Below are 24,092 nucleotides of genomic sequence, written 5' to 3' on the forward strand. Positions count from 1 at the left end.
GGTCAGCTCCGAGGCGCACGGGACGGCAGGGTGAACCACACCGCCTTGCCGTGCTCCGTCGTGCGGTGACCGCAGGACGAGCTGAGCGTACGGATCAGCAGCAGACCCCGGCCGTGTTCCTGCCAGGGGTCCGGCGCACTGCCGGGCTCAGGATGGGAGAGATCGCCCGGCGGCGCCGGGTCGCGGTCGTGCACCTCCACCTGGCAGCCGGTCGGCAGGAGCTCCACCACCAGCTCGATGGGTTCGTCGCTGCGGGTGTGCTCCACGGCGTTGGCGACCAGTTCGGCGGTGAGGAGCTCGGCGGTATCGGAATCGGCCGGTGCTTCGATGTCCGCCAGTGCCGTACGGATCAGGGCGCGGGCGACCGGTACGGCCACCGTCGAATGCGGCAGGGCTATCCGCCAGGAGGCGGGGAGGGGGACATCGGAGGGCACAGCACGGTTTCCGTTCCGGAGTTCACGAACTTTCTGGAAGTCAAGACTTCTCGGTTTCAACCTTACGAATTGCAACGGCACAGGCAAGGGACCGCCGACCGGTACGAAGGGGACGTTCGGCACTGAGTTCTCACGCTCCGCCTATTGCGTGCTCGTGACGAGAGTCACGTACGAGTGATAAGTTCGTTCGCAGGTAGCAGCCCGACGGCTGAAGGGGAGCCCCCTCGATGAGCCCGTTTCCCAGCTCCGCCCCCCATACGGATGACTGGCGCCATCTGCGGCTGACGACGGACGACGGAGTTGCCACCGTCACCCTCGCCCGCCCCGAGAAACTCAACGCTCTCACCTTCGGTGCCTACGCCGACCTGCGCGACCTGCTTGCCGAACTGTCCCGCGAACGCACAGTGCGCGCTCTGGTGCTCGCGGGGGAGGGCCGCGGTTTCTGCTCAGGCGGAGATGTCGACGACATCATCGGCGCGACACTCGCCATGGACACCGCCCAGCTCCTCGATTTCAACCGCATGACCGGGCAGGTGGTGCGGGCCCTACGTGAAACCCCCTTCCCCGTCATCGCCGCCGTACACGGCGTGGCCGCAGGTGCCGGCGCGGTTCTTGCGCTGGCCGCCGACTTCCGGATCGCCGATCCGTCCGCCCGCTTCGCCTTCCTCTTCACCAAGGTCGGTCTCTCCGGCGGCGACATGGGCGCCGCCTATCTGTTGCCGCGCGTCGTCGGCCTCGGCCATGCCACCCGGCTGCTGATGCTCGGCGAACAGGTTCGCGCACCCGAAGCGGAACGGATCGGACTGATCAGCGAGCTGACCGAGGAGGGCCAGGCGGATGTGCGCGCGGCAGCGCTCGCCCGCCGCCTCGCCGACGGACCGGCCCTCGCCCTCGCCCAGACCAAGGCGCTGCTCACCGCCGAACTCGACATGCCGCTCGCTGCCGCGGTCGAGATGGACGCCGCGACCCAGGCCCTGCTGATGCACGGTGACGACTACGCCGAATTCCACGCCGCCTTCACCGAGAAGCGGCCGCCGAAGTGGCAAGGCCGGTAGCACGATGCCGCCCGACACGAGCGTGACCGGAACCGGGCCCTCCGTCGCGACGGTGCCCGCCGCGAATCGGACCGGCGTGAAGCGGATCGCGGTCATCGGCGGCGGCCCCGGCGGACTCTACGCCGCGGCCCTGCTCAAGCGGCTCGACCCGGAACGCGACATCACCGTCTGGGAGCGCAACGCACCCGACGACACGTTCGGCTTCGGCGTCGTCCTCTCCGACGAGACGCTCGGCGGCATCGAGCACGCCGACCCCGTCGTCTACCGGGCACTCCAGGACGAGTTCGTACGGTGGGACGACATCGACATCGTCCACCGCGGCGTGACCCAGACCTCCGGCGGCCACGGCTTCGCGGCGCTGGGCCGACGCAGACTCCTGGAGATCCTGCACGAACGCTGCGACTCCCTCGGCGTACGGCTCCGCTTCCGCACCGAGGCCCCGCCGGCCGCCGAGCTGGCCGCCGCATACGACCTGGTGATCGCCGCCGACGGTGTGCACAGCCTCACCCGGGCCGCTCACGCCGAGACCTTCGGCCCCCGCCTCACCACCCACCGCTGCCGCTACATCTGGCTCGCCGCCGACTTCGCTCTCGACGCCTTCCGTTTCGAGATCGCCGAGACCGCGTACGGGGTGATGCAGCTCCACGGCTACCCCTTCTCGGCCGACGCCTCCACCGTCATCGTCGAGATGCGCGAGGAGGTCTGGCGCGCCGCCGGACTCGACACCTGCGACGTGGAGCACTCGACGCTGCGCTGCGCCAAGATCTTCACCGAGGCGCTCGGCGGCCGTCCGCTGCGCTCCAACAACTCTTCCTGGCTCACCTTCCGTACTGTCGTCAACGCCCGCTGGTCGCACGGCAACACGGTCCTGATCGGTGACGCCGCCCACACCGCGCACTTCTCCATCGGCTCCGGCACCAAACTCGCCGTCGAGGACGCCCTCGCGCTCGCCGCCTGCATCGAGGAACAGCCCGACCTGCCAGGCGCACTGGCCGCGTACGAGGCCGAACGGCGGCCGGTCGTCGAATCGACCCAGCGGGCCGCCGCGGCCAGCCTGCGCTGGTTCGAGGAGCTCGGCACCTACGTCGACCAGCCGCCCCGCCAGTTCGCCTTCAACCTCCTCACCCGAAGCCGCCGCGTCACCCACGACAATCTGCGGCTGCGCGACGCCTCCTTCACCGCCGCCGTCGAGGAGGAGTTCGGCTGCGCCCCGGGTACCCCGCCGATGTTCACCCCGCTGCGGCTGCGCGGCCTCGAACTCCGCAACCGTGTCGTCGTCTCACCCATGGACATGTACTCGGCCGTCGACGGCGTCCCCGGCGACTTCCACCTCGTCCACCTCGGCGGACGTGCGCTCGGCGGCGCCGGGCTCGTCATGACGGAGATGGTGTGCGTCAGCGCCGAGGGCCGCATCACCCCCGGCTGCACCGGCCTCTACACCCCCGAACAGGCTGCCGCCTGGACCCGGATCACCGACTTCGTCCATGCGAGCGCACCCGGTACGGCCATCGGCATCCAGCTCGGCCACTCCGGGCGCAAGGGCTCCACCAAACTGATGTGGGAGGGCATCGACCAGCCCCTCGACCACGGCAACTGGCCGCTCACCGCCGCCTCTGCGATCCCGTACGCCGACGGCGTCAACCAGGTCCCGCACGCCCTGGACCGGGCCGGACTCGACGCCGTACGCGAACAGTTCGCGGCGGCGGCCCGGCGCGCCGACCGCTGCGGCTTCGACCTGCTCGAACTCCACTGCGCCCACGGCTACTTGCTCTCCGGCTTCCTCTCGCCGCTCACCAACCACCGCACCGACCGCTACGGCGGGTCGCTCCGGAACCGGCTCCGCTTCCCCCTCGAGGTCTTCGACGCGATGCGCGCCGACTGGCCCGACGACCGGCCCATGACCGTCCGTATCTCCGCCACGGACTGGGCCGAGGGCGGCACCACGGCCGAGGACGCCGTGGAGATCGCCCGCGCCTTCGTCGCCCACGGGGCCGATGCCATCGACGTCTCCACCGGTCAGGTCGTCCCCGACGAGCGCCCCGAGTACGGCCGCTCCTACCAGACCCCGTACGCCGACCGGATCCGCAACACCCTGTGCGTGCCCGTCATCGCGGTCGGTGCCATCTCCTCCTGGGACGACGTGAATTCACTCCTGCTCGCGGGCCGGGCCGACCTCTGCGCCCTCGCCCGTCCGCATCTCTACGACCCGCACTGGACGCTGCACGCGGCGGCCGACCAGGGCTACAGCGGACCGGGCGCGCCCTGGCCGCTCCCGTACCGCGCGGGCAGCCGCACCCCGCCGACGGGCCGTACGGACGCACCGAAGCCACGGCTCACTCTGGGATGACGGGCAGGCATGTGCGGCAGGGACGGGCAACGGGGTGCGGGGTCCCATGATGGGCATCCCGTTCCTGTACCGCCGCCACAGCACCGCATTCGCCGCAACCGGCCGCGCGGGTTTTGGCGGTCCGCTCATCGCTCCGCCGCGCTGATCAGCAGCCGGTCCGAGACCACCCGGTAACCGATGCGCTGATACACGCCGTTGCTGGTCGGGTTCGCGAGGTCGGTGAAGAGCAGCACTTCCTGCGCGCCCGCCTCCCGTGCCGCCCGGCTGATCTCCGCCGTCACCGCGGCCGCGTACCCCCGGCCGCGATGCTCAGGAGGTGTGTAGACCGCCGCGACCCGCACCATGCCCGCGATCTGCGGTGAGACGCCGGCCATCGACACGGGCACGCCGTCGACCTCCCAGAGGGTCAGCCTGCCGGACGCCGTCCGCTCGTCCAGCACCCTTTCGGCATGGGTGCCGGGCTGGCCGACCTGATCGGCGAAGGCGAGGTGCCAGCGCACCAGCAGTTCCCGGTCGGCGGTGGTGGCGGTCCTGGGCCGGCCCGAGGGGGCGGGGGAGGGCGGGATCAGCGTCTCCAGCCGGTAGAGCCGCTGCTCCTGGACGACCCTGTGGCCGGGCCAGGCAGCGGCCAGCACCTCGGCGATGGCCCGGTCCGCGTTGACGGTCGTCAGGGGGAGCGAGGCGGCCAGCGGAGCGACCGCCTCCGGGGCGACGGCTGTCAGTACCGGCGGATGCGGCGGGGTCTGCACCAGCGTCCCCGCGACCTCGCCGTCCGCCCCGCGCCACCAGCCCAGCAGCGGGGCGGCGTCCCCGTAGGCGTGCGGGCCGCTGTGGCGCAGGGTCGCGGTGACGGTCAGAACCAGGGTGTTCTCGGCGGGCCGGGCGGCCAGCGAGGCGCCGGCCGCGTCGAGAAAGGCGTCGACATCATCGGTGAAGGTCCAGGTCATCCCTCATCCTGCCGGGTGTGCGTGGAGCGAGGCACTCGTATTTCCGGGTCAGTCGTCCCGCAGCCGGAAGCGCTGCAGCTTCCCGGTGGCGGTGCGGGGGAGAGCGGGCAGGAATTCGATGACGCGCGGGCACTTGTGCGGGGCCAGTTCACTCTTCATGTACGTGCGCAGCTCGTCGGCGTCCAGATCCGCGCCCTCGCGCAGCACCACGTACGCCACCACGATCTGGCCGCGCAGCTCGTCCGCCCGTCCCACCACCGCGGCCTCGGCCACCGCGGGGTGGTGCAGCAGTGCTTCCTCGACCTCGGGGCCCGCGATGTTGTAGCCGGAGGAAATGATCATGTCGTCGGCGCGGGCTACGTAACGGAAGTAGCCGTCCGGCTCGCGCACATAGGTGTCGCCGGTGAGATTCCAGCCGTGCGCCACATAGTTCCGCTGGCGCTCATCGGCGAGATAGCGGCAGCCGACCGGACCGCGGACGGCGAGGAGTCCGGGCTCCCCGTCCGGCACCTGCCTGCCCTCGCGGTCCAGCACCCGGGCCTGCCAGCCGGGCACGGGAACTCCGGTGGTGCCGGGGCGGACCGCGTCGTCGGCGGCGGAGATGAAGATGTGCAGCAGTTCGGTGGCGCCGATGCCGTTGATGATGCGCAGACCCGTCCGCTCGTACCAGGATCGCCAAGTGGCGACCGGGAGGTTCTCACCGGCCGAGACACAGCGCCTCAGCGCGCTCAGATCGTGCTCGTCGATGTGGTCGAGCATCACGCGGTAGGCGGTCGGCGCGGTGAACAGCACCGAGACATGGTGGGCCGCGAGCGCGGGCAGCAGCTGCGCCGGGCCGGACTGTTCGAGCAGCAGGGCACTGGCACCGGCCCGCAGCGGGAAGACCACCAGACCGCCGAGCCCGAAGGTGAAGCCGAGAGGCGGACTGCCCGCGAACACATCGTCGGACGTGGGGCGCAGGACATGGCGCGAGAACGTGTCGGCGATGGCGAGCACATCCCGGTGGAAGTGCATACAGCCCTTGGGGCGCCCGGTGGTGCCCGAGGTGAAAGCGATCAGTGCGACATCGTCCGCCGCCGTGTCCACCGGACGGTACGGCCCCGTCCTGGCCCCGGCCAAGTTCAGCAGATCGTCCGGGGCGCCACCTCCGTACGCCGTGATCCGCAGCCCCGGCACCTGAGCCTTCACCAGGTCGTCGACCGCCCGGAAGTCGCACAGTGCGTGGCTCACCCGGGCGATCGAGCAGATGGTGGCGAGCTCGGCGGACCGCTGCCGGTCCAGCACCGTGACGGCGATCGCCCCCGCCTTCAGCACCGCGAGCCAGCAGGCGGCCAGATGGGGCGTGGTGGGGCCGCGCAGCAGGACGCGGTTGCCGGGTACGACCCCCAGATCGGAGGTGAGGACATGGGCGATCCGGTCCACTTGGTCCTGCAGCTCCCCGTAGCTCCAGACTCCGCCGTCGGGGGTACGGAAGGCGGGGCGCCCGGGGCCGAAACGGTCGACCGTACGGTCCAGCAGTTCGGCCGCGCAATTGAGGCGGGCCGGATACTGCAGTTCGGGAAGGTCGAAGAGCAGTTCCGGCCACTGGTCCGCGGGTGGCAGGTGCTCCCTGGCGAAGGTGTCGAGGTGCGCTGAGGTCTTCGGGTCCATGACGGATCGCCCCCTTGTCGCCTCTGGAGCGTATCGTTTGGGTGACGGTAGTCAACGGTCCGCGATAAGAAGAGAAGACGAGACGCGACAAGAGAGGCGCCGGTATGACGGCATTCTCGCTCGATCCGGCACAAACCGCCTGGTGTGAAGAGCTAAGAGCCCTTGCCGAGCAGCAACTGCGCCCCCTCGCCGAAAAAGGCGAACCGGGCCACGTCAACCGCCCCCTGATTGCCGCACTCGGCGAGTCCGGCCTCCTCGACCGGCTGCTGAACTCCGGCGCCCTCGACCTCTGCCTGCTTCGCGAGTCCCTGGCCCGCGGCTGCACGGAGGCCGAAACCGCACTGGCCCTCCAGGGCCTCGGCACCCACCCCGTGGTCCAGGCCGGCACCCCGGCCCACCGCGAACGCTGGCTCCCCGAGGTGCGCGCCGGCCGCGCCGTCGCCGCCTTCGCGCTCAGTGAACCTGGCGCGGGCTCCGACGCGGCGGCCCTGGCCCTGAATGCCGAACACGCCCCCGACGGCTGGCGGCTGACCGGCGAGAAGTGCTGGATCTCCAACGCACCCGAGGCCGACTTCTACACCGTATTCGCCCGTACGACCCAGGGCGCCGGATCGCGTGGCGTCACCGCGTTCCTGGTCCCCGCCGACCGGCCCGGACTGACCGGCACCGCACTCGACATGCTTTCGCCGCACCCCATCGGGGCCCTGGTCCTCGACGGCGTCCCGGTCACCCCCGACGATGTGCTCGGCGAACCGGACCGCGGCTTCCGGGTCGCCATGAACACCCTCAACCTGTTCCGCCCCAGCGTCGGCGCCTTCGCCGTCGGCATGGCCCGCGCCGCCCTCGATGCCACGGTCGCGTACACCGCCGAACGCGCCGCGTTCGGCGGTCCGCTGAAGGACCTCCAGGCCGTCTCCCACCAGGTCGCCGAGATGGCCACCCGCACCGAGGCCGCCCGGCTCCTGGTGTACGCGGCCGCCGCCGCATACGACGCGGGGGAGGCCGGAGTGCCGCGCCGTGCGGCCATGGCGAAGCTGTACGCCACCGAGACCGCGCAGTACGTCGTCGACACCGCCGTACAACTGCACGGCGCCCGCGCCCTGCGCCGCGGCCATCTCCTCGAACACCTCTACCGGGAGGTCCGCGCGCCACGGATCTACGAGGGCGCCAGCGAGGTCCAGCGCACGATCATCGCCAAGGAGCTGTACGCGAACCGGGAGGCGTCCGCATGAGTCCGGTCCACCGGATCAACCCCGCCGAACTCTCGCCGCCCGCGGGCTTCTCGCACGCCGTCACCGCCACCGGCGGCCAACTGGTCTTCCTGGCCGGGCAGACCGCCCTCGACCAGGACGGCAAGGTCATCGGCACAGCCCTGCCCGAGCAGTTCGCGACGGCGCTCACCAATCTGCTGACCGCCCTGCGCGCGGCGGGCGGCGCCCCGGCGGACCTGGCCCGGGTCACCGTGTACGCCACCGACGTGGCCGACTACCGGACCCATGCCGGGGAACTGGGCCGCATCTGGCGGCAGTTGGCGGGCCGTGACTATCCGGCGATGGCGGTCATCGGCGTGGCGAGACTCTGGGACGAGCAGGCTCTCGTCGAGATCGACGGGGTGGCGGTACTGCCGTGAACGCGCCGGACGGGCCGGGCATGCCGGGCCCGTCCGGCAACGCGCGGATCAGTGCGGATCAGTAGGGCTTCACCAGTACATGCGCCGCGCCCGGAATGCCGACCTTCAGCAGCTCGTCCTCCTCGGGCGTGGTTCCGGTGCCCGTCTCCTGCTTGAGTACCGCACGCGACATGGCCTGCACCCACATGGCCCGGGGACGGCGGCGCGCCTCCCACGCATCGAGGGCCGCGGCCACATCGGCCTCGGCGTCCAGCGACTCGGCGAGCACCAGCGCGTCCTCGACGGCCATCGCCGCACCCTGCGCGATGTGCGGGGTGGAGGCGTGTGCGGCGTCACCGGCCAGTACCACCCGGCCGACGTGCCACGGCTCCTCGACCGTCACCTGGGAGATCCGGGAGTACACCACCGCGGCCGGGTCGGTGACGGTGGCGAGCGCCTCGGCGACCGGTCCGGAGAACATCGCCAGCCGCTCCGTGAGCTGCTCATGGGCCCGCTCCGGGTCCGGCCGGAAGTCCTCGGACTCCGCGAACACCGCACCCAGGTACATCAGTTCATCGGTGATCGGGGTGAGCAGCGCTTTGGCCTCCTTGCCCGCGGTGCCCATCACCACACCCCGCACCCGGGGCTGCCGGGGCACCGTTACGCGCCAGTTGGCGAAGCCGGTGTACTCGGGGGCGTAACGGTCCCCGTACAGCCGGGTGCGCAGCGGCGAACCGATGCCGTCGAAGCCGGCCACCAGGTCCCAGCGGCCGGTGGAGCCGTCGGAGAGGGCCACGTCCACGCCGGAGCCGTCGTCGGTCAGCTCGGTGATGGTGGTGCCGAAGCGGATCGTGGCCCCGGCGGCGACGGCGGCGGCGCTGAGCACCTGGGCCAGGGCGGGGCGCGGGATGCCGTTGTTGGAGGGGGCGTCGCCCATCCGCGGCTGCGGTATCTCGGCGAGCGTGTTGCCCGCCGGGTCGGCGATGGTCAGGATCTCCCACTCGAAGCCCGCCTCGAGGCAGTCGTCGAGAACCCCGATCTCCCGCATCACATGGAGGGCGTTGGACGGCTGGATGATGCCGACGCCGAGCGGGTCCAGCTTGTCGCGGAACTCGGCGACCTCGACGGTGTGGCCGCGCCGGGCCAGCGCGGTGGCGAGGGTGAGTCCGCCGATGCCGCCGCCGTGAATCAGGACACGCAGGGGTGATGCCATCTCAGATCTCTCCAGAGCGAGAAAAGTAAGGGGGAACGAACGGTCAGCCGGGCGCGACGGGCGAGTTCCTCAGGGGGTCCACCAGGGCCGGCAGCATGTCCCGGCCGAACGGTCGCCGACGGACGTGGCCGACCAGCGGCGGTACCTGCGGATCGAGGTCGAGAGCGGTCCTGATCTCGTCCGGCGTGCCACGATCAGGTCCGTGTCGTAGCCGTACACGGCCTTCTGCTGATCGCTGCCGCCGTCGTCGACGAGTGAGCGCCGGGCGGGCAGTTGGCCTCGGACGGCCGGCCCACCTTCTGGGCCAACTGGCCCTGAACCGCCTATGGTTGGAAGTCCAGCAGGGTCGGACCGCTGGTGACGGCCCAGAGAGCGGTCGGAGCGACGCCGGGAACGACGGCCGGTACGAGCAGGGCCGTCCGCAGCGACATGGTGGTCGATTCGGTCCGCCGTGAGGCGCGCGTGCGCAGGGCGTGCTCCTTGACGATGATGCCAGCCTCGCGACTGGTCAAATCCGTTGAGAACTCCGACACATAGATGTTAGTCACACTGCAAAAATGAAAGGGAAGTGGGCTCACAAGTGCATCACTGATCAGACACATCTCCACTGTCAAGACCCGGAGATGCCCGGTCCGGACCGGTCCGAGCAGTGGGCCGGGTGACCACGAGGGACGCGCGAAGTGTCCGTACGGAGTCACGAACCGCGCCGGGAAGGTCAACGGTGGTCACCGAACGACCCCCGCGCCCCGTGGCCAGGTCGTACGACGGTGAAGGCGTCACCGTCCGCTGTGACGTCCACCGCTGTCTGCACGCCGCCGAATGCGCCCGCGGTCTCCCAACGGTCTTCGGCACCGGCCGCAAGCCGTGGATCCAGCCCGGGAACGCCCCGGCCGACGACATCGCCGACGTCATCCACCGTTGCCCGAGCGGCGCCCTGCAGTACCACCGCACCGACGGTGCCCCCGACGAGGAGCCGGAGGTGCCGACCCGTGTCCCGCCGCATGCCGACGGCGTATTCCATCTGCGGGCGATCTCGAAGCGGTCACCCACGGCGGGCCGCGCCAGGAGATCCGGGTGATGCCGCGCGGCTGCGAACGCACGGGAACGCGCCGCACTGCGACCACGGCGGGGTCTGCGGCGAGCACAAGTGAACCCACCGCGCCGAGAGGGGTGCGGCGCGCCGTACGGGTGAAGCACGGTCGGGGATATATCTGTATTTAGTGCCCTTTGCCCGTGACGCATCACCCAGGCCCCGGACGCCCGACCGGGGCGGGCGCGGAACGCCCCCCGGGGCCGTATGACCGCGCTCGTCGTCTGCCACTTCGTCCTGGCCGCCTGCGCGCGCCCGCTGGTACGAGCGCTGGGCAGGCGCGCCTTCATCGTGCTCGCGCTGCCACCGGCCGCCGCCACCGTATGGGCCGCCACACAGTGGAACACCGCGGCGTCCGGCGGCTCGGTCACCTCGTCGTGGCAGTGGATGCCGGCGTACGACGTCACCGTCGATCTGCGGCTCGACGCACTCGCCGAACTGATGGTGCTGCTCGCGGCCGGAATCGGCACGCTCGTCCTGCTGTACTGCGCCTCGTACTTCACGGACGGGACCCCACAGCTGGCCGGCTTCGCCGGGAACCTCCTGGCGTTCGCGGGCGCCATGCTCGCCCTGGTCCTCGCCGACGACCTGATCTCGCTCTATGTGTTCTGGGAACTGACCACGGTCTTCTCGTACCTGCTGATCGGGTACGACAGCGAGCAAAAACACAGCCGCCGCTCCGCGCTCCAGGCGCTCACCGTGACCACGCTCGGCGGCCTCGCGATGTTCGTCGGCTTCCTGATCATCGGTCAGTCGGCTGGTACCTACCGGATCTCCGCCATCCTCGCCGGCCCGCCCGGGGCGAGCCTCGCCGTCTCGGTCGCCGTGGTGCTGATCCTGTGCGGGGCCCTGTCGAAGTCGGCGATCTGGCCGTTCAGCCTCTGGCTGCCGAACGCCATGGCCGCGCCCACCCCCGTCAGCGCCTATCTGCACGCCGCCGCGATGGTGAAGGCCGGTGTCTACCTGGTTGCCCGGCTTGCGCCCGGCTTCGCCGACGTGCCGGTCTGGCGCCCCGTCGTGATCGTCCTCGGCGCCGCGACCATGCTGCTCGGCGGCTGGCGCGCGCTGCGCCTGAACGACCTCAAGCTCGTCCTCGCCTACGGCACCGTCAGCCAGCTCGGCTTCCTCACTCTGCTCGCCGGGGTCGGCAACCGGGACGCCGCACTGGCCGCCGCCGTCATGATCCTGGCCCACGCCCTGTTCAAGGCACCGCTGTTCCTGGTCACCGGAATCGTCGACCATGCGGCCGGCACCCGGGATCTGCGCAAGCTCTCCGGTGTCGGCCGGGCGCTGCCGCACGTCTGCACGGTCGCGGTGTCGGCCGCGGCGTCCATGGCCGCACTGCCCCCGCTGCTGGGCTTCGCCGCGAAGGAGGCCGCGTTCGAGGCGCTGCTGCACGGAGACACCGCCGACCGCTGGGCGCTGGGTGTCACGGTCGCGGGCTCGGCGCTGACCGTCGCGTACACCGTGCGGTTCGTCTGGGGCGCCTTCGCCCGAAAACCCGGGGTCGAGGACACCCCGGTGCACCGGGTCGGCTGGGCGTTCCTCGCGCCGCCCGCCCTGCTCGCGGTCTGCGGGCTGGTGCTGGGACCCGGCGTCGGATGGACCGACCGGCTGCTCAGTGCGTACGCGGACACGTTCCCGCCATCCCCGCATCCGTACCATCTCTCGCTCTGGCACGGATTCGGGACCGCCCTCCTGCTCTCGGCCGTCGCCTTGGCGGGCGGCGTGGTGCTCTTCGCCGTACGCACCACCGTGACCCGGCTGTCCCGGCGGATCGCCTGGCCGACCGCCGACAGCGTCTTCGGGCACCTGCTGCTCGGCCTGGAACGGCTCTCCCTCCAGCTCACCGGCCTCGTTCAGCGCGGCTCGCTCTCCGTCTACCTCGCCACCACCCTGCTCGTGATGCTGGCCGGCCAGCTCACCGTTCTCGGAGTGGACCGGCCCTGGCACGGGGCGGCCGTCCCGAGGGTCTGGGACCTCCCGCTGCAGGGCGCCATCGCCGTGCTGACCTGTGCCGCCGCACTCCTCTGTCTCACCGTCAGGCGCCGGATGAAGGCCGTGGTCCTGGCCGGGCTGACCGGGTACGGCGCGGCGCTGCTCTTCGTCGTCCAGGGCGGCCCGGACCTGGCGCTCACCCAGTTCTGCGTCGAAACCGTGTCGATGATCGTGTTCGTGCTGGTGCTGCGGCGGATGCCGGTGCACTTCCAGGAGTCGGTCAGTACCTGGCGGCGTGCCGTACGCATTCCGGTGGCGCTGGCCGCAGCGGCGACGCTCGGCGTGGTGGTGTGGGTCGCCGCGGCCGCCCGCATGGCCGCCCCGGCGGGCGCGGCCATGGTGGAGGAGACCGCTCACCACGGCCTCAAGGACGTCGTGGCCACCATCCTGGTCGACCTGCGCGCCTGGGACACGATGGGGGAGTCCGCCGTGCTCGCCGCGGCCGCGATCGGGGTGACGAGCCTGATCTACCTGCACCGCCGCACCGAGGGATCGTCGCTGCGGGAGGAGTTGCACGGGCGCACCGCGTGGTCGCTCACGGCCCCCGAGATGACGGGACTCCCACACGGCGACGAAGGGGCGCCGGAGCGCAGCTGGCTGGCGGCCGGCTCGACTCTCGCACCCGAGCACCGCTCGATCGTCTTCGAGGTCGTCGCCCGGCTGCTGTTCCACCCGATCCTGGTGCTCTCGGTCTATCTGCTGTTCTGCGCCGAGAACATGCCGGGCGGCGGCTTCGTCGGCGGGCTCGTCGCCGGGCTCGCCCTGATCACCCGCTACCTGGCGGGCGGCCGTTTCGAACTCGCCGAGGCCGCGCCGCTGCAGCCCGGACTCTTCACCGGCCTCGGCCTGTTCATCTCCACCGGCGTCGCCCTGCTCGGCCTCGGCGAGGGAACGGTCCTGCACGCCTGGACCCACCACGGCCGGCTGCCCCTGATCGGCGAGTACCACCTCGGCACCCCGGTCCTCTTCGACTTCGGCGTCTATCTGCTGGTCCTGGGCGTGGTGCTGGACATCGTGCGCGCCCTCGGCGCCAAGATCGACCGGCAGATCGAGCGCGCAGCGGTCGAAAAGGCAACCGCGGCGAGCACCTCCACCCCGCCGGGAACAGCACCCGGTACGGGAGGAAGGCCCGGATGACGGTCAGTTTCTCGCTCCTGGCCACCGCCTCGGTGCTGTGCGCGGTCGGCGGCATCCTCATGCTCACCCGGCCCCTCACCCGCATCCTGCTCGGCGCGGTGATCGCGGGCAACGGCATCAATCTGCTCGTCCTCGCCGCGAGCGGATCGGCCGGCCGGGAACCACTCCTCTACGGCGTCCCGCTGGGACAGGTCACCGACCCCCTGCCGCAGGCCATCGCACTCACTGCGATCGTCATCACCCTCGCCACCACGGCGTTCCTCCTCGCCATGGCCTACCGCAGCCACCAGCTGACCGGCACGGACGAGGTCCACGACGACCTGGAGGACCGGCGCATCGCGCTGCGCTCCGAGGTATTGGGGGAGCGGGACGAACTGCGTGAGCGCTACCGGGCCGCCCCGGCCGTCACGGACGAGGAACGCGCCCGGTACCGCGAGGAGCGCCGCCGCCTGAGGGCCAGGCTGCGCGCCGACCGAGCCCTGCAGGCCCGCGGCCGGTACGCCACCGGAGACCTCTGGCACGACGTACTGGGCGCGGACCCCGCGGACTACGCCCAGCAGCAGGACCACCCCGCCGACGCCGACCCGGGAGCCACCGGATGAACGCACTCGTCCCCCTGCCGGTGCTGCTGCCGCTCTGCGCCACCGGCCTGAGCCTCGCCTTCGGCACCCGGCTCAAACAGGTCCAACGCCTCATCAGCGTCGCCGTGCTCAGCGCCGTACTCGGACTCTCCCTCACCCTGATGATCGTCGCCGACACCCGCGGCCCGCTCTCCGTCCACCTCGGCGACTTCGCACCACCGCTCGGCATCACCCTGGTCGCCGACCGGCTGTCCGGGCTGATGCTGACCGTCTCCTCCGCCATCACGCTCTGTGTGCTGGTCTACTCCCTGGGCCAGGGCATGGCCGACCGGGACGAGGTGACACCCGTCGCGGTCTTCCACCCCGCGTATCTGATCCTGGTTGCCGGGGTCTCCTGCACCTTCCTCGCCGGTGACCTGGTCAACCTCTATGTCGGCTTCGAGATCATGCTGGTCGCCAGCTTCGTCCTGCTCACCCTCGGCGGCACCGGACCCCGCGTCCGCGCAGGTTCCACCTACGTGATCATCTCGCTGTTCTCGTCGATGCTGTTCCTCACCGCCATCGCCATGACGTACGCGGCGACCGGCACCGCCAACTTCGCCCAGCTGGCCGGACGGCTCGCCGAACTCCCGCTCGGGGTACAGACCCTGATCCAGGGGATGCTGCTCACCGTCTTCGCCATCAAGGCCGCCGTCTTCCCGCTCGCCGCCTGGCTCCCCGACTCGTATCCGACCGCGCCCGCACCCGTCACCGCGGTCTTCGCCGGTCTGCTCACCAAGGTCGGTGTCTACTCCATGCTGCGTACGGAGACCCTGCTCTTCCCCGGCAACCGGCTCGGTGACCTGCTGATGGCCGCCGCGCTCGCCTCGATGGTCGTGGGCATCCTCGGAGCCGTCGCGCAGACCGACCTGAAGCGGCTGCTCTCCTTCACCCTCATCAGCCACATCGGCTACATGGTCTTCGGTATCGGCCTCGCCACCCGGGACGCGTACGGCGGCGCGATCGTCTACGTCGCCCACCACATCACCGTCCAGACCACGCTCTTCCTGGTGGCAGGGCTGATCGAACGCCGGGGCGGCACCACCGAACTCACCCGGATCGGCGGACTGGCCAAGGCCGCCCCGCTGCTCGCCGTCCTCTTCTTCGTACCCGCCATGAACCTGGCCGGCATCCCGCCGCTGTCCGGATTCATCGGCAAGCTCGGGCTGATGCGGGCCGGTGTCGCCGACGGCAGCGTCTGGGCGTGGATCCTCGTCGTCGGGTCGGCCGTGACCAGCCTCCTCACCCTGTACGTGATGGCCAAGGTCTGGAACCTGGCGTTCTGGCGGGCCGCGCCCCCCGGGCAGGCCGCGTACGGCACCGTTCTGGAGTCCGACTCCGACGAGGACGACACCGACGCCGACGAGGGCCCCGACCACATCCCGGGCAGCGGCGACGAACCGGTCAGCCCCCGCCATCAGCCCGCCGGACGCGCGGTTGCGGCCACCCTGCACGGACACGCCGTGACCACCACCACGAAACTGCCGCGGCCGATGACCGCGGCCACCGCAGCAGCTGTCGCCCTCGGACTCGCCTTCACCGTGTTCGCCGGGCCGCTGACCTCCTACACCGACCGCGCGGCCGCCGAACTCCTCGCACGCGCCCCCTATGTCGAGGCGGTGCTCGGTCGGTGAAACGCCTGATCAAGCTGTCCTTCCGGAACAAGGACCTGCCGCCCTTCAGCTGTGAGTTCGGCGGGCGGGGACGGGTGCTCGACCTCCCACTGATCGCCTGGCTCACCCTCATCTGGGTGCTGCTGTGGTCCAGCCTGAACTGGGCCAACCTACTGACCGGTGTGCTCGTCGCGGTCGCTGTCTGCCTGGCCTTCCCGCTGCCCCGGGTCGACCTCGGGCTCCGCCTGCACCCATGGGGCATCCTGATGCTGGCCGGCTATCTGCTCTACGACATGTACACCTCGGGTGTACGCGTCACCCGGCAGATCTTCGTCGACCATCCGCACCGGGCCGCCGTCATCGCCGTACCGCTGCGCTGCCGCTCCGACCTGATGCTCGCGGCCACCGCCGTCGCCGTGTCGAATGTGCCCGGCGGATCGGTCGTCGAAGTGCGTCGCGCCACCGCGACCGTCTTCCTGCATGTCCTCGATGCGGACAGACCCGCCGCACTCGACGCGGCGCGGCACTCCGTCTGGCGGCTGGAGGAGCTGACGGTACGAGCCTTCGGCACCCCCGACGAGATCGCCCGCGTCGCCGAACCACCGCCACCGATCAGGCACGACAGGGGGGACGGCACATGAGCGTGCCGGAGTCCGTCGACCGGGTGCTGCTCACCGCGGCCGTCGTCGTGATCCTCATCGCCGGAGCGGGGCTCCTCAGCCGGATCTGGCGAGGCCCCTCCATGCTGGACCGGGCCATCTCGCTGGATGTGTGCGCCGCCCTCATCATCGCGGGTCTCGGCGCCAAGTCCGCCTTCGCGCGCGACCCGTTCTACTTCCCGATCATGCTGGTGCTGGCCTTTCTCGGGTTCACGGGGTCGGTCGGCATCGCCCGCTTCATCGCCGCACGCGACCGGCCGACGCCGCGGCGAGGTGCGGACGGAACCGGAAGCAGCGACGGACGCCAGGGGGATGCCCGGTGAGTGCCCGGCTCCAGATCCTCGACACGGCCGGTGCGGTGCTGGTCTTCATCGGTGCGGTCATCTGTCTGCTCGGTGTGATCGGGATGCTGCGGCTGCCCGACGTGCTGTCCCGCAGCCATGCCGCCACCAAACCACAGACGCTCGGCATGCTCCTGGTCCTCGCCGGGGTGGCCCTGCGGCTGCGCAGCGGCATGGATCTCGCCACCCTCGCGCTGATCGGCTTCTTCCAGCTGATGACCGGCCCGGTCGCCGCCCACCTGGTGGCGCGATCCGCGTACCGGACCGGTCAGACCGGCCACAGCGAGCTGCTCTTCGACGAACTGGACGAGCAGCTGACCGAGGAGCGCTGACCCTCTCCCGCCGTCGGCAGTCGTGGCGCGCCGCGCTCCGGCCGGGAGCGGGCGCGGTCGGTACGGGGGACATCCGTGCGGTTCGGCGTCCCGACCGTGAGGCGGGGTGACGGTCAGTGCGTCGGGGGTCGCGCGGCCCGGCGGGTGTACTGGTCCGGGGAGGTGCCCACGGTGGCGGTGAAGTCACGGACGAGGTGGGACTGGTCGCTGTAACCGAGTTCGGTGGCCAGTTCCGCCCAGTCGATGGATGCCCTTCGCATGGCCGCCTCCGCGGCTTCGTGGATCCGGCACCGGTTGATGACCCACTTGGGACTGAGACCCACATGATCGGCGAACAGCCGTTGCAGCTTGCGCGTGTTCATTCCCAGCCGATCGGCGAGATCGCCGACCCTGGTCAGCGACCTGTCGGCGACGATGAGGCCGACCACGGCGTTCAACGGCCCGGTCGCGGGCAGCGGTTGTGCGTCAAGGGAACGGAGAAGGCTCTCGACGACGGCCGTCGCCCCGTTCACGTCGTCGGCCCCGGCCAGCACACGCGCCGTGTCGTCGGCCTCCGTGCCGAACACGGCCGACGCCGCGAACCGCTGCCCGGCGACGGCGGACACCCGGCCACGCAGGAAGGGCCGGAATCCCGCCGGCCGGAATTTGACGCCGAAGACCTGGCCACGGCGCTCCAGCCGTCGCACGAACTCGTGCGGCGAAATGGCCTCGATCGTGGCGGCACCGGCCTCGAACACCAGATGTACGGCGGCGTGCGGGATCACGCGCTGCTCGTAGGACTCCCCGTCCGGCATGTCCCAGCGAACGACCCAGTAGCAGTCCACCGCCCAGGCCAGGTCGGGCGAGGGCGGGTGCCGGGTCAGCTCGAAGTGCTCGAATCCGGTGCGGGGGTCGACGATGCCGCGAGTGTCCTGATCGGTCGGCGGGGTCACGGAACCATGCTAACGAGGCCGCGGTGTCGGGTTTCTTCAAGACTCCTTCCTCGGTCCCGCCTAGGCTCCGACCATGAGTGAAGTCGATCTCCTTGCGGGTGTGCTGTCCAAGACCGGCGACGTCATCGAGGGAGTCGGAGCCGACCAGCTGAGCCTTCCGACTCCGTGCGACGACTACGACGTCGAGGCCCTGATCAATCACATCGTCGGGTGGCTCATCGTGTTCGAGGCCGGCGCCCAGGGCCGGCCCCACGACGTCGATGCGGCCAACCACATGTGCGGCGCCGACCCCGCCCGCGAGTTCCGCGCCGCCGCTGCCGGCGTCGTCGAGGGCTGGGAGAAGTACGGCTTCGACCGCCGGGTCAGCGTCACGGGCGGCGAAATGCCGGGCGAAGCGGTGTTCAGCATGACCCTCATGGAGTACCTGACCCATGGCTGGGACCTGGCGGTCGCCACCGGGCAGCCGATCCCCTACACCGACCAGGAAGCGGCAGAAACCCTCGCCCGCGCGGAGGTCACCCTGCCGCCGCAGTACCGGGGCGAGAACCTGCCCTTCGGCCAGATCGTTCGCGTCGACGCGAACGCGTCTGCCGTCGACCGGCTCGTGGCCTTCCTCGGACGCCGGCCGGTGCCGACAACGGCGCGGTAGCCGCTCTCCGGACACGGCCCATGGCCACGCGGCTGACGGCCGTACCGGATCCGCTGTGGGGCCGGATCACCCGGGCCACCGTGAACCCCACGTGCCGGCCGGTCGTCCCGCGCAACGTGCCCGTCGGCGGCGTCCATGGTGCGGACGGGCCGAAGTGGTGCGGGCCCGTCATCCCCGCTGCGCGTGCGGCCCCATGATGTGCAACACCGCTGCCCCGACCGGTTTCTCCCACGTGTGGGTGGTGCCCGCGACTAGCCTCCGAACATGCTGCGTATCGCCGACACCCGCACCGGTCACCTCGTGGAGATCCCCGCCGCCCCCCGCCGCCTGCTGCGCAGCTGCGTCCATCTGCCGGCCATCGGCACCGGGGCCGGTCCGATGTACCTGCGTGTGCCGCTGGTCGGTGACGTGCTGGCGCGCACCGCGGAGCTGAACGGCCTGCAGGTCGTCACGGTCCTCACCACCCCGGACCTGACGCCTGATCAGGCGCGGGCGCTCGACCGCGTCATGGCGGTGCTCGGCATCCATCCGCCCGTCGTCGTCGCAGGCCATCATCCGGACCGGGCGCTCGGTGGCCCCGCCGACGTACACGTGGTCGCCCAGGGCGCCGACACGGACGACGCCATGGGCGGGGTCCGGATCGATGTGGGGCAGGTCAGTACGACGCCGCTGGACGATGGTGTCCCGGACCCTGGCCACCTTCTCTCCCCGGATCTTCCGGACGTGCTCGTACCGGAGGTCGCCGACCCACTGGCCGTGCGCCTGCTGTTGCTCGGCCGCCCCTATGGCACACCTGTCACGGTCACCGGTGGAGCGCTGGCCGACGCCCGGCGCACCCTGCGGCAGTGGCGTCAGCAGGTGGCCGACTGGGCGCAGGAGCCGTCCAGACCGATCCCCGCCGACCTGCTGCGACAGTCACATGCAGCGCTCCTCGACGATCTCGGTGTCGACGCCGTACTGGATCTGCTGGCCGACGTCGCGGGACGGTCCGATGTGCCGGCCGGTGCCAAGTTCGAGACCTTCGCCCATCTCGACCGCGTCCTCGGCCTGGACCTCGTCCGCGACGTCGGCCACCAGAACCGCCCGGAACGGCCGACGGCCCCGTGAACAGGCGCAGTGCCTGGACCGGGGAAGTGTGGCGACGGGGTCGCACAGTGCGCTGCGGGCTCGTTCGTCACGGCGGACATGGTGATCCTCCGGGTCGCCTTCTTCCACTGCGCGTGTGACAGCACGGCGTTCGGCTCGGTGCGGTGGATGTCGCGTCCGACCGGGCCCCGTAAACCTCACGTGTCTGCCGACGAGGCATCCGCGACGGCGTCCGCGTCTGCAGCGACCGGTGCGACAGGCGTGGGAGCTTCGCTCGCCACCTCGCCACCCCGACTGCGATGCGCTCAGCGGCCGTTGCGCGAGGGTTTGGCGGAGGACGAGTTCGCCATTCCGCCACGATCTTGCCCAAAGCCCTTCTAAGATCGCTGGCAAGGCGGTTCTCCGCATCTCTATGTACTCCCCCACGAGCAGGGCTTCGGGCCCTTCTGAACGCTGAGAGCAGGAGATGACATCTACAAATGAACAAGTGAAGGGAGCCGCGCCCGAGTCACGTCGGCGGCGGCCGAGCGTGCTCGGTCGCCGCACTGTTGGCTGCGTGGTCGCGCTCGCCTTGGGAATCGGTAGTGGCTCGTTAGCCATGGCGCCTGCGGCGTACTCGCAGGCGGACGACGGGTCGGTGACGGTCCGGGTGATCCGGGCCGTGGACACCAGCGGCGTGTGGAAGCCCGCGCTGGAACCAGGCATCGCGGGCGTCAAGGTGGCCCTCACCGACGACGCCGGGGCGGGTATCGAGGGGGTGACGGCGGCCGACGGCACCGTGACTCTGACCCCGGCGGCGGGCGGGACCACCAACGGCAAGTACCGGGTGCAGGTGGTGAATCCGAAACCCGGTGTGCTGTTCCCGGCCTTTGCCTCGCGCCAGGGACTGGACGGTGCGCCCAACCAGTTGAGCAGTAACGAGGAGTTCGTCGACCTCTCCGGCGGGAAGACCGTGGCGTACACCACCGGGCTCTGGAGTCCCGGTGACTACTGCCAGAAGAACGCACCGCTGATGACGACCTGTCAGCCCACCACGCGCGAGGGTGGGGCTCAGCGCACGCTGGTCTCCTTCCCGTACGACGCGCGCGGCCAGGACGGCGTCGACGTCAATGTCACGAACGTCGCCACCAACGCCGAGACGGGCACGCTGTTCGGCATCGCGTGGAACAAGGCCGACCGACGGGTGTTCTCCTCGGCGGTGGCCAAGCGCACCACGGACTACGGTCCGGGTGGCGCCGGGGGCATCTACGTGACCGATCGCGCGCAGAAGAAGACCACCCTGTTCACCGTCGTCCCGGACGCGGGGACGACGGCGCACGGCTCGGGTACTGACGACGCCTTCCTCGCCGTACCGGGCAAGGAGAGCCTGGGCGGCATCAAGATCACCGATGACGGCAAGGACCTGTTCGTCGTCAACCTCAACAACCGCAAGCTCTACCGCTATGACGCCACGGTGGCGACCGCGGCGGCGCCGAAGGCCGTCTACGCGATCCCGGACCCGGGCTGTCCGGCGGCGGTGGACTGGCGCCCCTTCGGCCTGGGGATGCAGGACGGCACCGGCTACCTCGGCGGGGTCTGCTCGGGCGAGTCCACCGGGAAGGTCTCGGACCTGCGCGCGGTGGTCATGCCCTTCGACCTCGGCACCGGAGCGTTCCAGAAGCCGGTGCTGGACCAGCCACTGGACTATCCGCGCCAGTCCACGGTCGGCGGACCTCCCTGCGACGGCGCGGGCTGGTTCCCCTGGACCAACACCTTCCCGACCTCGCAGAACGGCCAGGCATGCCAGAGCTATCTGGCCCAGCCCGAGCCGGAGTTGGGCGAGATCGACTTCGAGTCCGACGGCTCCATGCTGCTGGCCTTCCGCGACCGCTTCGGCGACCGCGCGCCGGCCGGCCCCACGCCCGGCTCGGTCGCCAACGTCATGTCCGGCGGCGACCTGAACAAGGCGTGCTTGGCGGACGGCGGGTACGTGATGGACACCAACAACGGCTGTGGGCTCTCCCCCCGGGGCACCCGGTTCTTCGACACCGGCTGGGGTGGTCACCACAACACGGCGTTCGCCGGCATGGCGCTCTCCAAGGTCGAGAACACCATCGCGACCTCCGCTTTCGACCCCAACCACACCGCTTTCGGCTACGGCACGTCATTCCTCCAGCGTGACGGCACGCAGGACCCGAAGTTCGGCCTGCGCCTCAACCCGCAGGGGACCGCGGCCCCGTTCGGCAAGGGTGCCTCGATGGGCGACCTGGAGGTGCTCTGCGATCAGGCCCCGCTCCAGATCGGCAACCGGGTCTGGTACGACCCCGAGCGCAAGGGCATCCAGAACCCGGGCCAGCGGCCGGTCGTGGGCGCGACCGTCAACCTGTACGACGAGTCTGGCAAGCTCGTGGGCACGACCGAGACGACGGCGCGTGGCGAGTACTACTTCGACGACTCCAATGTCACCGGCGGCCTGAAGCCGAGGACCAAGTACACCATCCGCCTCGACAAACCGGCCGACTACGCCAAGGGCGGCCCGCTTTACCAGTGGGTGCCCACAGAGGCGGATGTCGGCGACAACCACTTCATCGACTCCAAGGGAATCGTCCCGCGCGACGCGAAGTTCCCGGAGCGGGCGCTGACCACCGGCGGGCCCGGGGAGAACGACCACACCTACGACTTCGGTTTCCGGCAACAGGAAGGCGCGCTGCGCCTGGTCAAGCACGACCAGGACGGCAAGCCGCTGGCGAAGGCGAAGTTCCAGCTGTGGAAGGAGACTAATGGTTCCGACGGCTTGCAGGCCACCGGGAAGGAGCCGGACACGCCGGTCGACAAGCCTTGCCTGACCGGGACCGACGGCATCTGCCAGGGCGCCGGCGCGCCGGGGACGTACTACTGGCAGGAGGTCAGCCCGCCCGAAGGGTACGCCGTACCCGATGTGGCGGTGTTCGGGCCGCTGGTACTGACCTCCGACAACCTCGACGAGGGGGTCTCGGTGACCGCGGTCAACGAGCGGCTGCCCGGCCCCACTCCGACGCCGACGCCGACACCGACGACGCCGGCACCGGGCAAACCGGGTTCGCCGGGGGCTCCGGGCGCCCCGGGTGTACCAGGTGCACCGGGCCACGCGTCCAACTCGGGCCTGGCGTCCACCGGCATGAGCCAGGCGGTTCTGCTGGCCCTGGCCGGCTGCGCCGCGCTCACCGCCCTCGGCGGGGCTCTGGTCGTACTGATGCGCAGGCGAAGGGCACAGCACCGCTAGCCCCGAAACGGGGCAACCGGCACCGGTGACCCCCGGGCCGGACTGGGCGGGTTCGCGGACCAGCGGTTCGCGAACCCGCCCTCCTGCGTGACCGACCGAAGAGAGAAGGCGACCGCATGGCTCGGAAGAGAAAGACCGACGGCCGTACGCCGCGTCGGGCCCTCTGGTTGAGAACACTGATCGCGATCACGGCGTGCGGTGTCGCAGTGGGCGGCCTGGCCGCCTACCGGACCTTCTCCGACGACACCGCCACCGAGCGGCCGGTGACGACGGAGGAGGCGTCCAGGCTGGCGCTGTCGCGGCTGAATCTGTACCAGGCCAGTCCCGTGGCGGTGACCCTCACGGCCACCGAGGGCGGCGGAGTGGTGGTGCGGGTCAAGGGGGTCGTGGACTACCGAACCCACCGGGCCGTGGGGAGCTACCAGGTCACCGGGGCCTCCGGTTCCTCCGGGACCTCCGGACCCGCCACCGGGCAGCTCGACCACGGGCTGATCGTCTGGGACACCGGCGGCCTCGGCCTGGCCCCCGCACCCAAGGGAGACAACAGCCCGGCCTGGCAACAGGCCGAGCACATCCCGCGCTCGGGCTGGTCCGCGCGCTCCTACACGACCGATCCCCTGGACGCCGGGCTCCAGTTGCTGATCGGGCTCGGCGCGGACCGCCCCGACAACCCGCTGTTGCTCGCACAGTCCGGAGCCCGCTGGCTGGGGCGCGACCACGTCGACGGCCGCAGCTATGACCGGTTCGCCGGGCCGCGCGCCCAGGGTGCCACGCCCGGTGCGGGGCCCGACGGCGGACGGTCGCCGCTGACGTACTGGGTCGACGGTGACGGCGGCCTGCGACGGGTGACGATGCGGATGCCGGGCCTGGGGACCCCGACCACCTTGGAGTTCTCCGGACGCGACGGCCGCGCGAAGCTCCCCGAGGCACCGTGGGCCACCAGCTGACATCTCCGTGCCGATGCGCCCCGGCTGTCGCGGTTGCCGACGACCCGCCTCAACTCACCCTCCAGGGCGGCATGGTGAGCGGGGGCCGAGTCCACCGGAGCACCGTGCTCAGCGCGAGTGCGGCACGGCGTCCACCTCCTTCGGGAGCGGGTACGCGGCCGCGTCGACGGCCCCCGGCAGGCCGGTCGCCGG

At 70.9% G+C, this 24,092-nt stretch carries 21 protein-coding genes; 15 read left to right on the forward strand and 6 right to left on the reverse strand.

Annotation, left to right across the window (positions count from 1 at the left end; translation table 11 throughout):
* Positions 1-2: 2 nt before the first annotated feature.
* On the reverse strand, positions 3-434 hold the full coding sequence (locus GA0115254_RS33515; RefSeq protein WP_093899025.1) for an ATP-binding protein: 432 nt from the start codon (positions 432-434) through the stop codon (positions 3-5).
* A 227-nt stretch (positions 435-661) separates the two neighbouring features.
* On the opposite strand from GA0115254_RS33515, the gene GA0115254_RS33520 reads away from it, so the two are divergent.
* Positions 662-1,489: an enoyl-CoA hydratase family protein gene (locus GA0115254_RS33520; protein WP_093899026.1), complete on the forward strand. Its 828-nt coding sequence runs from the start codon at positions 662-664 to the stop codon at positions 1,487-1,489.
* 4 nt (positions 1,490-1,493) lie between these two features.
* On the forward strand, positions 1,494-3,836 hold the full coding sequence (locus tag GA0115254_RS33525; protein ID WP_093899027.1) for a bifunctional salicylyl-CoA 5-hydroxylase/oxidoreductase: 2,343 nt from the start codon (positions 1,494-1,496) through the stop codon (positions 3,834-3,836).
* A 125-nt stretch (positions 3,837-3,961) separates the two neighbouring features.
* Here the strand turns inward: GA0115254_RS33525 and GA0115254_RS33530 are convergent, their stop codons facing one another.
* Positions 3,962-4,783 carry a GNAT family N-acetyltransferase gene (locus GA0115254_RS33530; protein WP_093899028.1) on the reverse strand — a complete coding sequence of 274 codons (822 nt, stop codon included), beginning with the start codon at positions 4,781-4,783 and terminating at the stop codon, positions 3,962-3,964.
* Between the two features lie 48 nt (positions 4,784-4,831).
* A complete protein-coding gene (locus GA0115254_RS33535) occupies positions 4,832-6,433 on the reverse strand; it encodes an AMP-binding protein (protein ID WP_093899029.1) in 1,602 nt (533 codons plus the stop codon).
* A gap of 104 nt (positions 6,434-6,537) precedes the next feature.
* Here GA0115254_RS33535 and GA0115254_RS33540 point away from each other — a divergent pair, with 104 nt between their 5' ends.
* Together GA0115254_RS33540 and GA0115254_RS33545 are read left to right on the forward strand one after the other, a co-directional pair.
* Positions 6,538-7,665 (forward strand): acyl-CoA dehydrogenase family protein, encoded by a 1,128-nt coding sequence (locus tag GA0115254_RS33540; RefSeq protein ID WP_093899030.1) that lies wholly within the window; start codon positions 6,538-6,540, stop codon positions 7,663-7,665.
* A complete protein-coding gene (locus tag GA0115254_RS33545) occupies positions 7,662-8,063 on the forward strand; it encodes a RidA family protein (RefSeq protein WP_093899031.1) in 402 nt (133 codons plus the stop codon). The genes GA0115254_RS33540 and GA0115254_RS33545 overlap by 4 nt, the downstream gene beginning before the upstream one ends.
* 58 nt (positions 8,064-8,121) lie before the next feature.
* Here GA0115254_RS33545 and GA0115254_RS33550 read toward each other — a convergent pair whose 3' ends face one another.
* Positions 8,122-9,255, reverse strand: a complete 1,134-nt coding sequence (locus tag GA0115254_RS33550; RefSeq protein ID WP_093899032.1) for an FAD-dependent monooxygenase — start codon at positions 9,253-9,255, stop codon at positions 8,122-8,124.
* A gap of 323 nt (positions 9,256-9,578) precedes the next feature.
* Positions 9,579-9,803, reverse strand: a complete 225-nt coding sequence (locus GA0115254_RS46820) for a hypothetical protein (protein WP_256102907.1) — start codon at positions 9,801-9,803, stop codon at positions 9,579-9,581.
* 173 nt (positions 9,804-9,976) lie between these two features.
* Between GA0115254_RS46820 and GA0115254_RS33560 the strand changes: the two genes are divergently transcribed.
* From GA0115254_RS33560 to mnhG, 7 genes are all read left to right on the forward strand, one after another.
* A complete protein-coding gene (locus tag GA0115254_RS33560) occupies positions 9,977-10,333 on the forward strand; it encodes a (4Fe-4S)-binding protein (protein WP_256102908.1) in 357 nt (118 codons plus the stop codon).
* A 219-nt stretch (positions 10,334-10,552) separates the two neighbouring features.
* On the forward strand, positions 10,553-13,480 hold the full coding sequence (locus GA0115254_RS33565; protein ID WP_093899033.1) for a Na+/H+ antiporter subunit A: 2,928 nt from the start codon (positions 10,553-10,555) through the stop codon (positions 13,478-13,480).
* Positions 13,477-14,082 carry a Na(+)/H(+) antiporter subunit C gene (locus GA0115254_RS33570; RefSeq protein ID WP_093899034.1) on the forward strand — a complete coding sequence of 202 codons (606 nt, stop codon included), beginning with the start codon at positions 13,477-13,479 and terminating at the stop codon, positions 14,080-14,082. Before GA0115254_RS33565 ends, GA0115254_RS33570 begins: the two co-directional genes overlap by 4 nt.
* Positions 14,079-15,734, forward strand: coding sequence for a Na+/H+ antiporter subunit D (locus GA0115254_RS33575; RefSeq protein WP_093899035.1), 1,656 nt, complete (start codon positions 14,079-14,081; stop codon positions 15,732-15,734). The genes GA0115254_RS33570 and GA0115254_RS33575 overlap by 4 nt, the downstream gene beginning before the upstream one ends.
* A complete protein-coding gene (locus GA0115254_RS33580; RefSeq protein ID WP_093899036.1) occupies positions 15,731-16,354 on the forward strand; it encodes a Na+/H+ antiporter subunit E in 624 nt (207 codons plus the stop codon). Before GA0115254_RS33575 ends, GA0115254_RS33580 begins: the two co-directional genes overlap by 4 nt.
* The gene (locus GA0115254_RS33585; protein WP_093899037.1) at positions 16,351-16,695 is read left to right on the forward strand and encodes an MrpF/PhaF family protein; all 345 of its coding nucleotides are present in this window, start codon (positions 16,351-16,353) and stop codon (positions 16,693-16,695) included. Before GA0115254_RS33580 ends, GA0115254_RS33585 begins: the two co-directional genes overlap by 4 nt.
* The gene (gene mnhG / locus GA0115254_RS33590) at positions 16,692-17,045 is read left to right on the forward strand and encodes a monovalent cation/H(+) antiporter subunit G (RefSeq protein WP_093899038.1); all 354 of its coding nucleotides are present in this window, start codon (positions 16,692-16,694) and stop codon (positions 17,043-17,045) included. Before GA0115254_RS33585 ends, mnhG begins: the two co-directional genes overlap by 4 nt.
* Positions 17,046-17,158: 113 nt before the next feature.
* Here the strand turns inward: mnhG and GA0115254_RS33595 are convergent, their stop codons facing one another.
* Positions 17,159-17,977 (reverse strand): AraC family transcriptional regulator, encoded by an 819-nt coding sequence (locus tag GA0115254_RS33595; RefSeq protein ID WP_093899039.1) that lies wholly within the window; start codon positions 17,975-17,977, stop codon positions 17,159-17,161.
* Between the two features lie 73 nt (positions 17,978-18,050).
* Between GA0115254_RS33595 and GA0115254_RS33600 the strand changes: the two genes are divergently transcribed.
* The 4 genes from GA0115254_RS33600 (at position 18,051) to GA0115254_RS33615 (ending at position 23,900) form a co-directional block, all read left to right on the forward strand.
* Entirely contained in the window at positions 18,051-18,626 is a 576-nt protein-coding gene (locus GA0115254_RS33600) for a TIGR03086 family metal-binding protein (RefSeq protein ID WP_093899040.1), read from the forward strand.
* A gap of 264 nt (positions 18,627-18,890) precedes the next feature.
* Positions 18,891-19,733: a hypothetical protein gene (locus GA0115254_RS33605; RefSeq protein ID WP_093899041.1), complete on the forward strand. Its 843-nt coding sequence runs from the start codon at positions 18,891-18,893 to the stop codon at positions 19,731-19,733.
* A gap of 577 nt (positions 19,734-20,310) precedes the next feature.
* Positions 20,311-22,953 (forward strand): SdrD B-like domain-containing protein, encoded by a 2,643-nt coding sequence (locus tag GA0115254_RS33610; RefSeq protein WP_256102909.1) that lies wholly within the window; start codon positions 20,311-20,313, stop codon positions 22,951-22,953.
* Positions 22,954-23,069: 116 nt separating this feature from the next.
* Positions 23,070-23,900, forward strand: coding sequence for a hypothetical protein (locus GA0115254_RS33615; RefSeq protein WP_093899042.1), 831 nt, complete (start codon positions 23,070-23,072; stop codon positions 23,898-23,900).
* The last annotated feature ends 192 nt before the right edge of the window (positions 23,901-24,092 follow it).

The sequence above is a fragment of the Streptomyces sp. Ncost-T10-10d genome, from assembly GCF_900091955.1.
GTDB lineage: Bacteria > Actinomycetota > Actinomycetes > Streptomycetales > Streptomycetaceae > Streptomyces.

What these genes read in the sequence shown, in the direction of transcription:
- GA0115254_RS33585 (WP_093899037.1), top strand. Translation starts at nt 16,351, where the DNA reads ATGAGCGTGCCGGAGTCCGTCGACCGGGTGCTGCTCACCGCGGCCGTC.
- GA0115254_RS33600 (WP_093899040.1), top strand. Translation starts at nt 18,051, where the DNA reads ATGAGTGAAGTCGATCTCCTTGCGGGTGTGCTGTCCAAGACCGGCGAC.
- GA0115254_RS33520 (WP_093899026.1), top strand. Translation starts at nt 662, where the DNA reads ATGAGCCCGTTTCCCAGCTCCGCCCCCCATACGGATGACTGGCGCCAT.
- GA0115254_RS33530 (WP_093899028.1), bottom strand. Translation starts at nt 4,783, where the DNA reads ATGACCTGGACCTTCACCGATGATGTCGACGCCTTTCTCGACGCGGCC.
- GA0115254_RS33570 (WP_093899034.1), top strand. Translation starts at nt 13,477, where the DNA reads ATGACGGTCAGTTTCTCGCTCCTGGCCACCGCCTCGGTGCTGTGCGCG.
- GA0115254_RS33545 (WP_093899031.1), top strand. Translation starts at nt 7,662, where the DNA reads ATGAGTCCGGTCCACCGGATCAACCCCGCCGAACTCTCGCCGCCCGCG.
- GA0115254_RS33615 (WP_093899042.1), top strand. Translation starts at nt 23,070, where the DNA reads ATGGCTCGGAAGAGAAAGACCGACGGCCGTACGCCGCGTCGGGCCCTC.
- GA0115254_RS33535 (WP_093899029.1), bottom strand. Translation starts at nt 6,433, where the DNA reads ATGGACCCGAAGACCTCAGCGCACCTCGACACCTTCGCCAGGGAGCAC.
- GA0115254_RS33605 (WP_093899041.1), top strand. Translation starts at nt 18,891, where the DNA reads ATGCTGCGTATCGCCGACACCCGCACCGGTCACCTCGTGGAGATCCCC.
- GA0115254_RS33525 (WP_093899027.1), top strand. Translation starts at nt 1,494, where the DNA reads ATGCCGCCCGACACGAGCGTGACCGGAACCGGGCCCTCCGTCGCGACG.
- GA0115254_RS33610 (WP_256102909.1), top strand. Translation starts at nt 20,311, where the DNA reads ATGGCGCCTGCGGCGTACTCGCAGGCGGACGACGGGTCGGTGACGGTC.
- GA0115254_RS33565 (WP_093899033.1), top strand. Translation starts at nt 10,553, where the DNA reads ATGACCGCGCTCGTCGTCTGCCACTTCGTCCTGGCCGCCTGCGCGCGC.
- GA0115254_RS33550 (WP_093899032.1), bottom strand. Translation starts at nt 9,255, where the DNA reads ATGGCATCACCCCTGCGTGTCCTGATTCACGGCGGCGGCATCGGCGGA.
- GA0115254_RS33575 (WP_093899035.1), top strand. Translation starts at nt 14,079, where the DNA reads ATGAACGCACTCGTCCCCCTGCCGGTGCTGCTGCCGCTCTGCGCCACC.
- GA0115254_RS33540 (WP_093899030.1), top strand. Translation starts at nt 6,538, where the DNA reads ATGACGGCATTCTCGCTCGATCCGGCACAAACCGCCTGGTGTGAAGAG.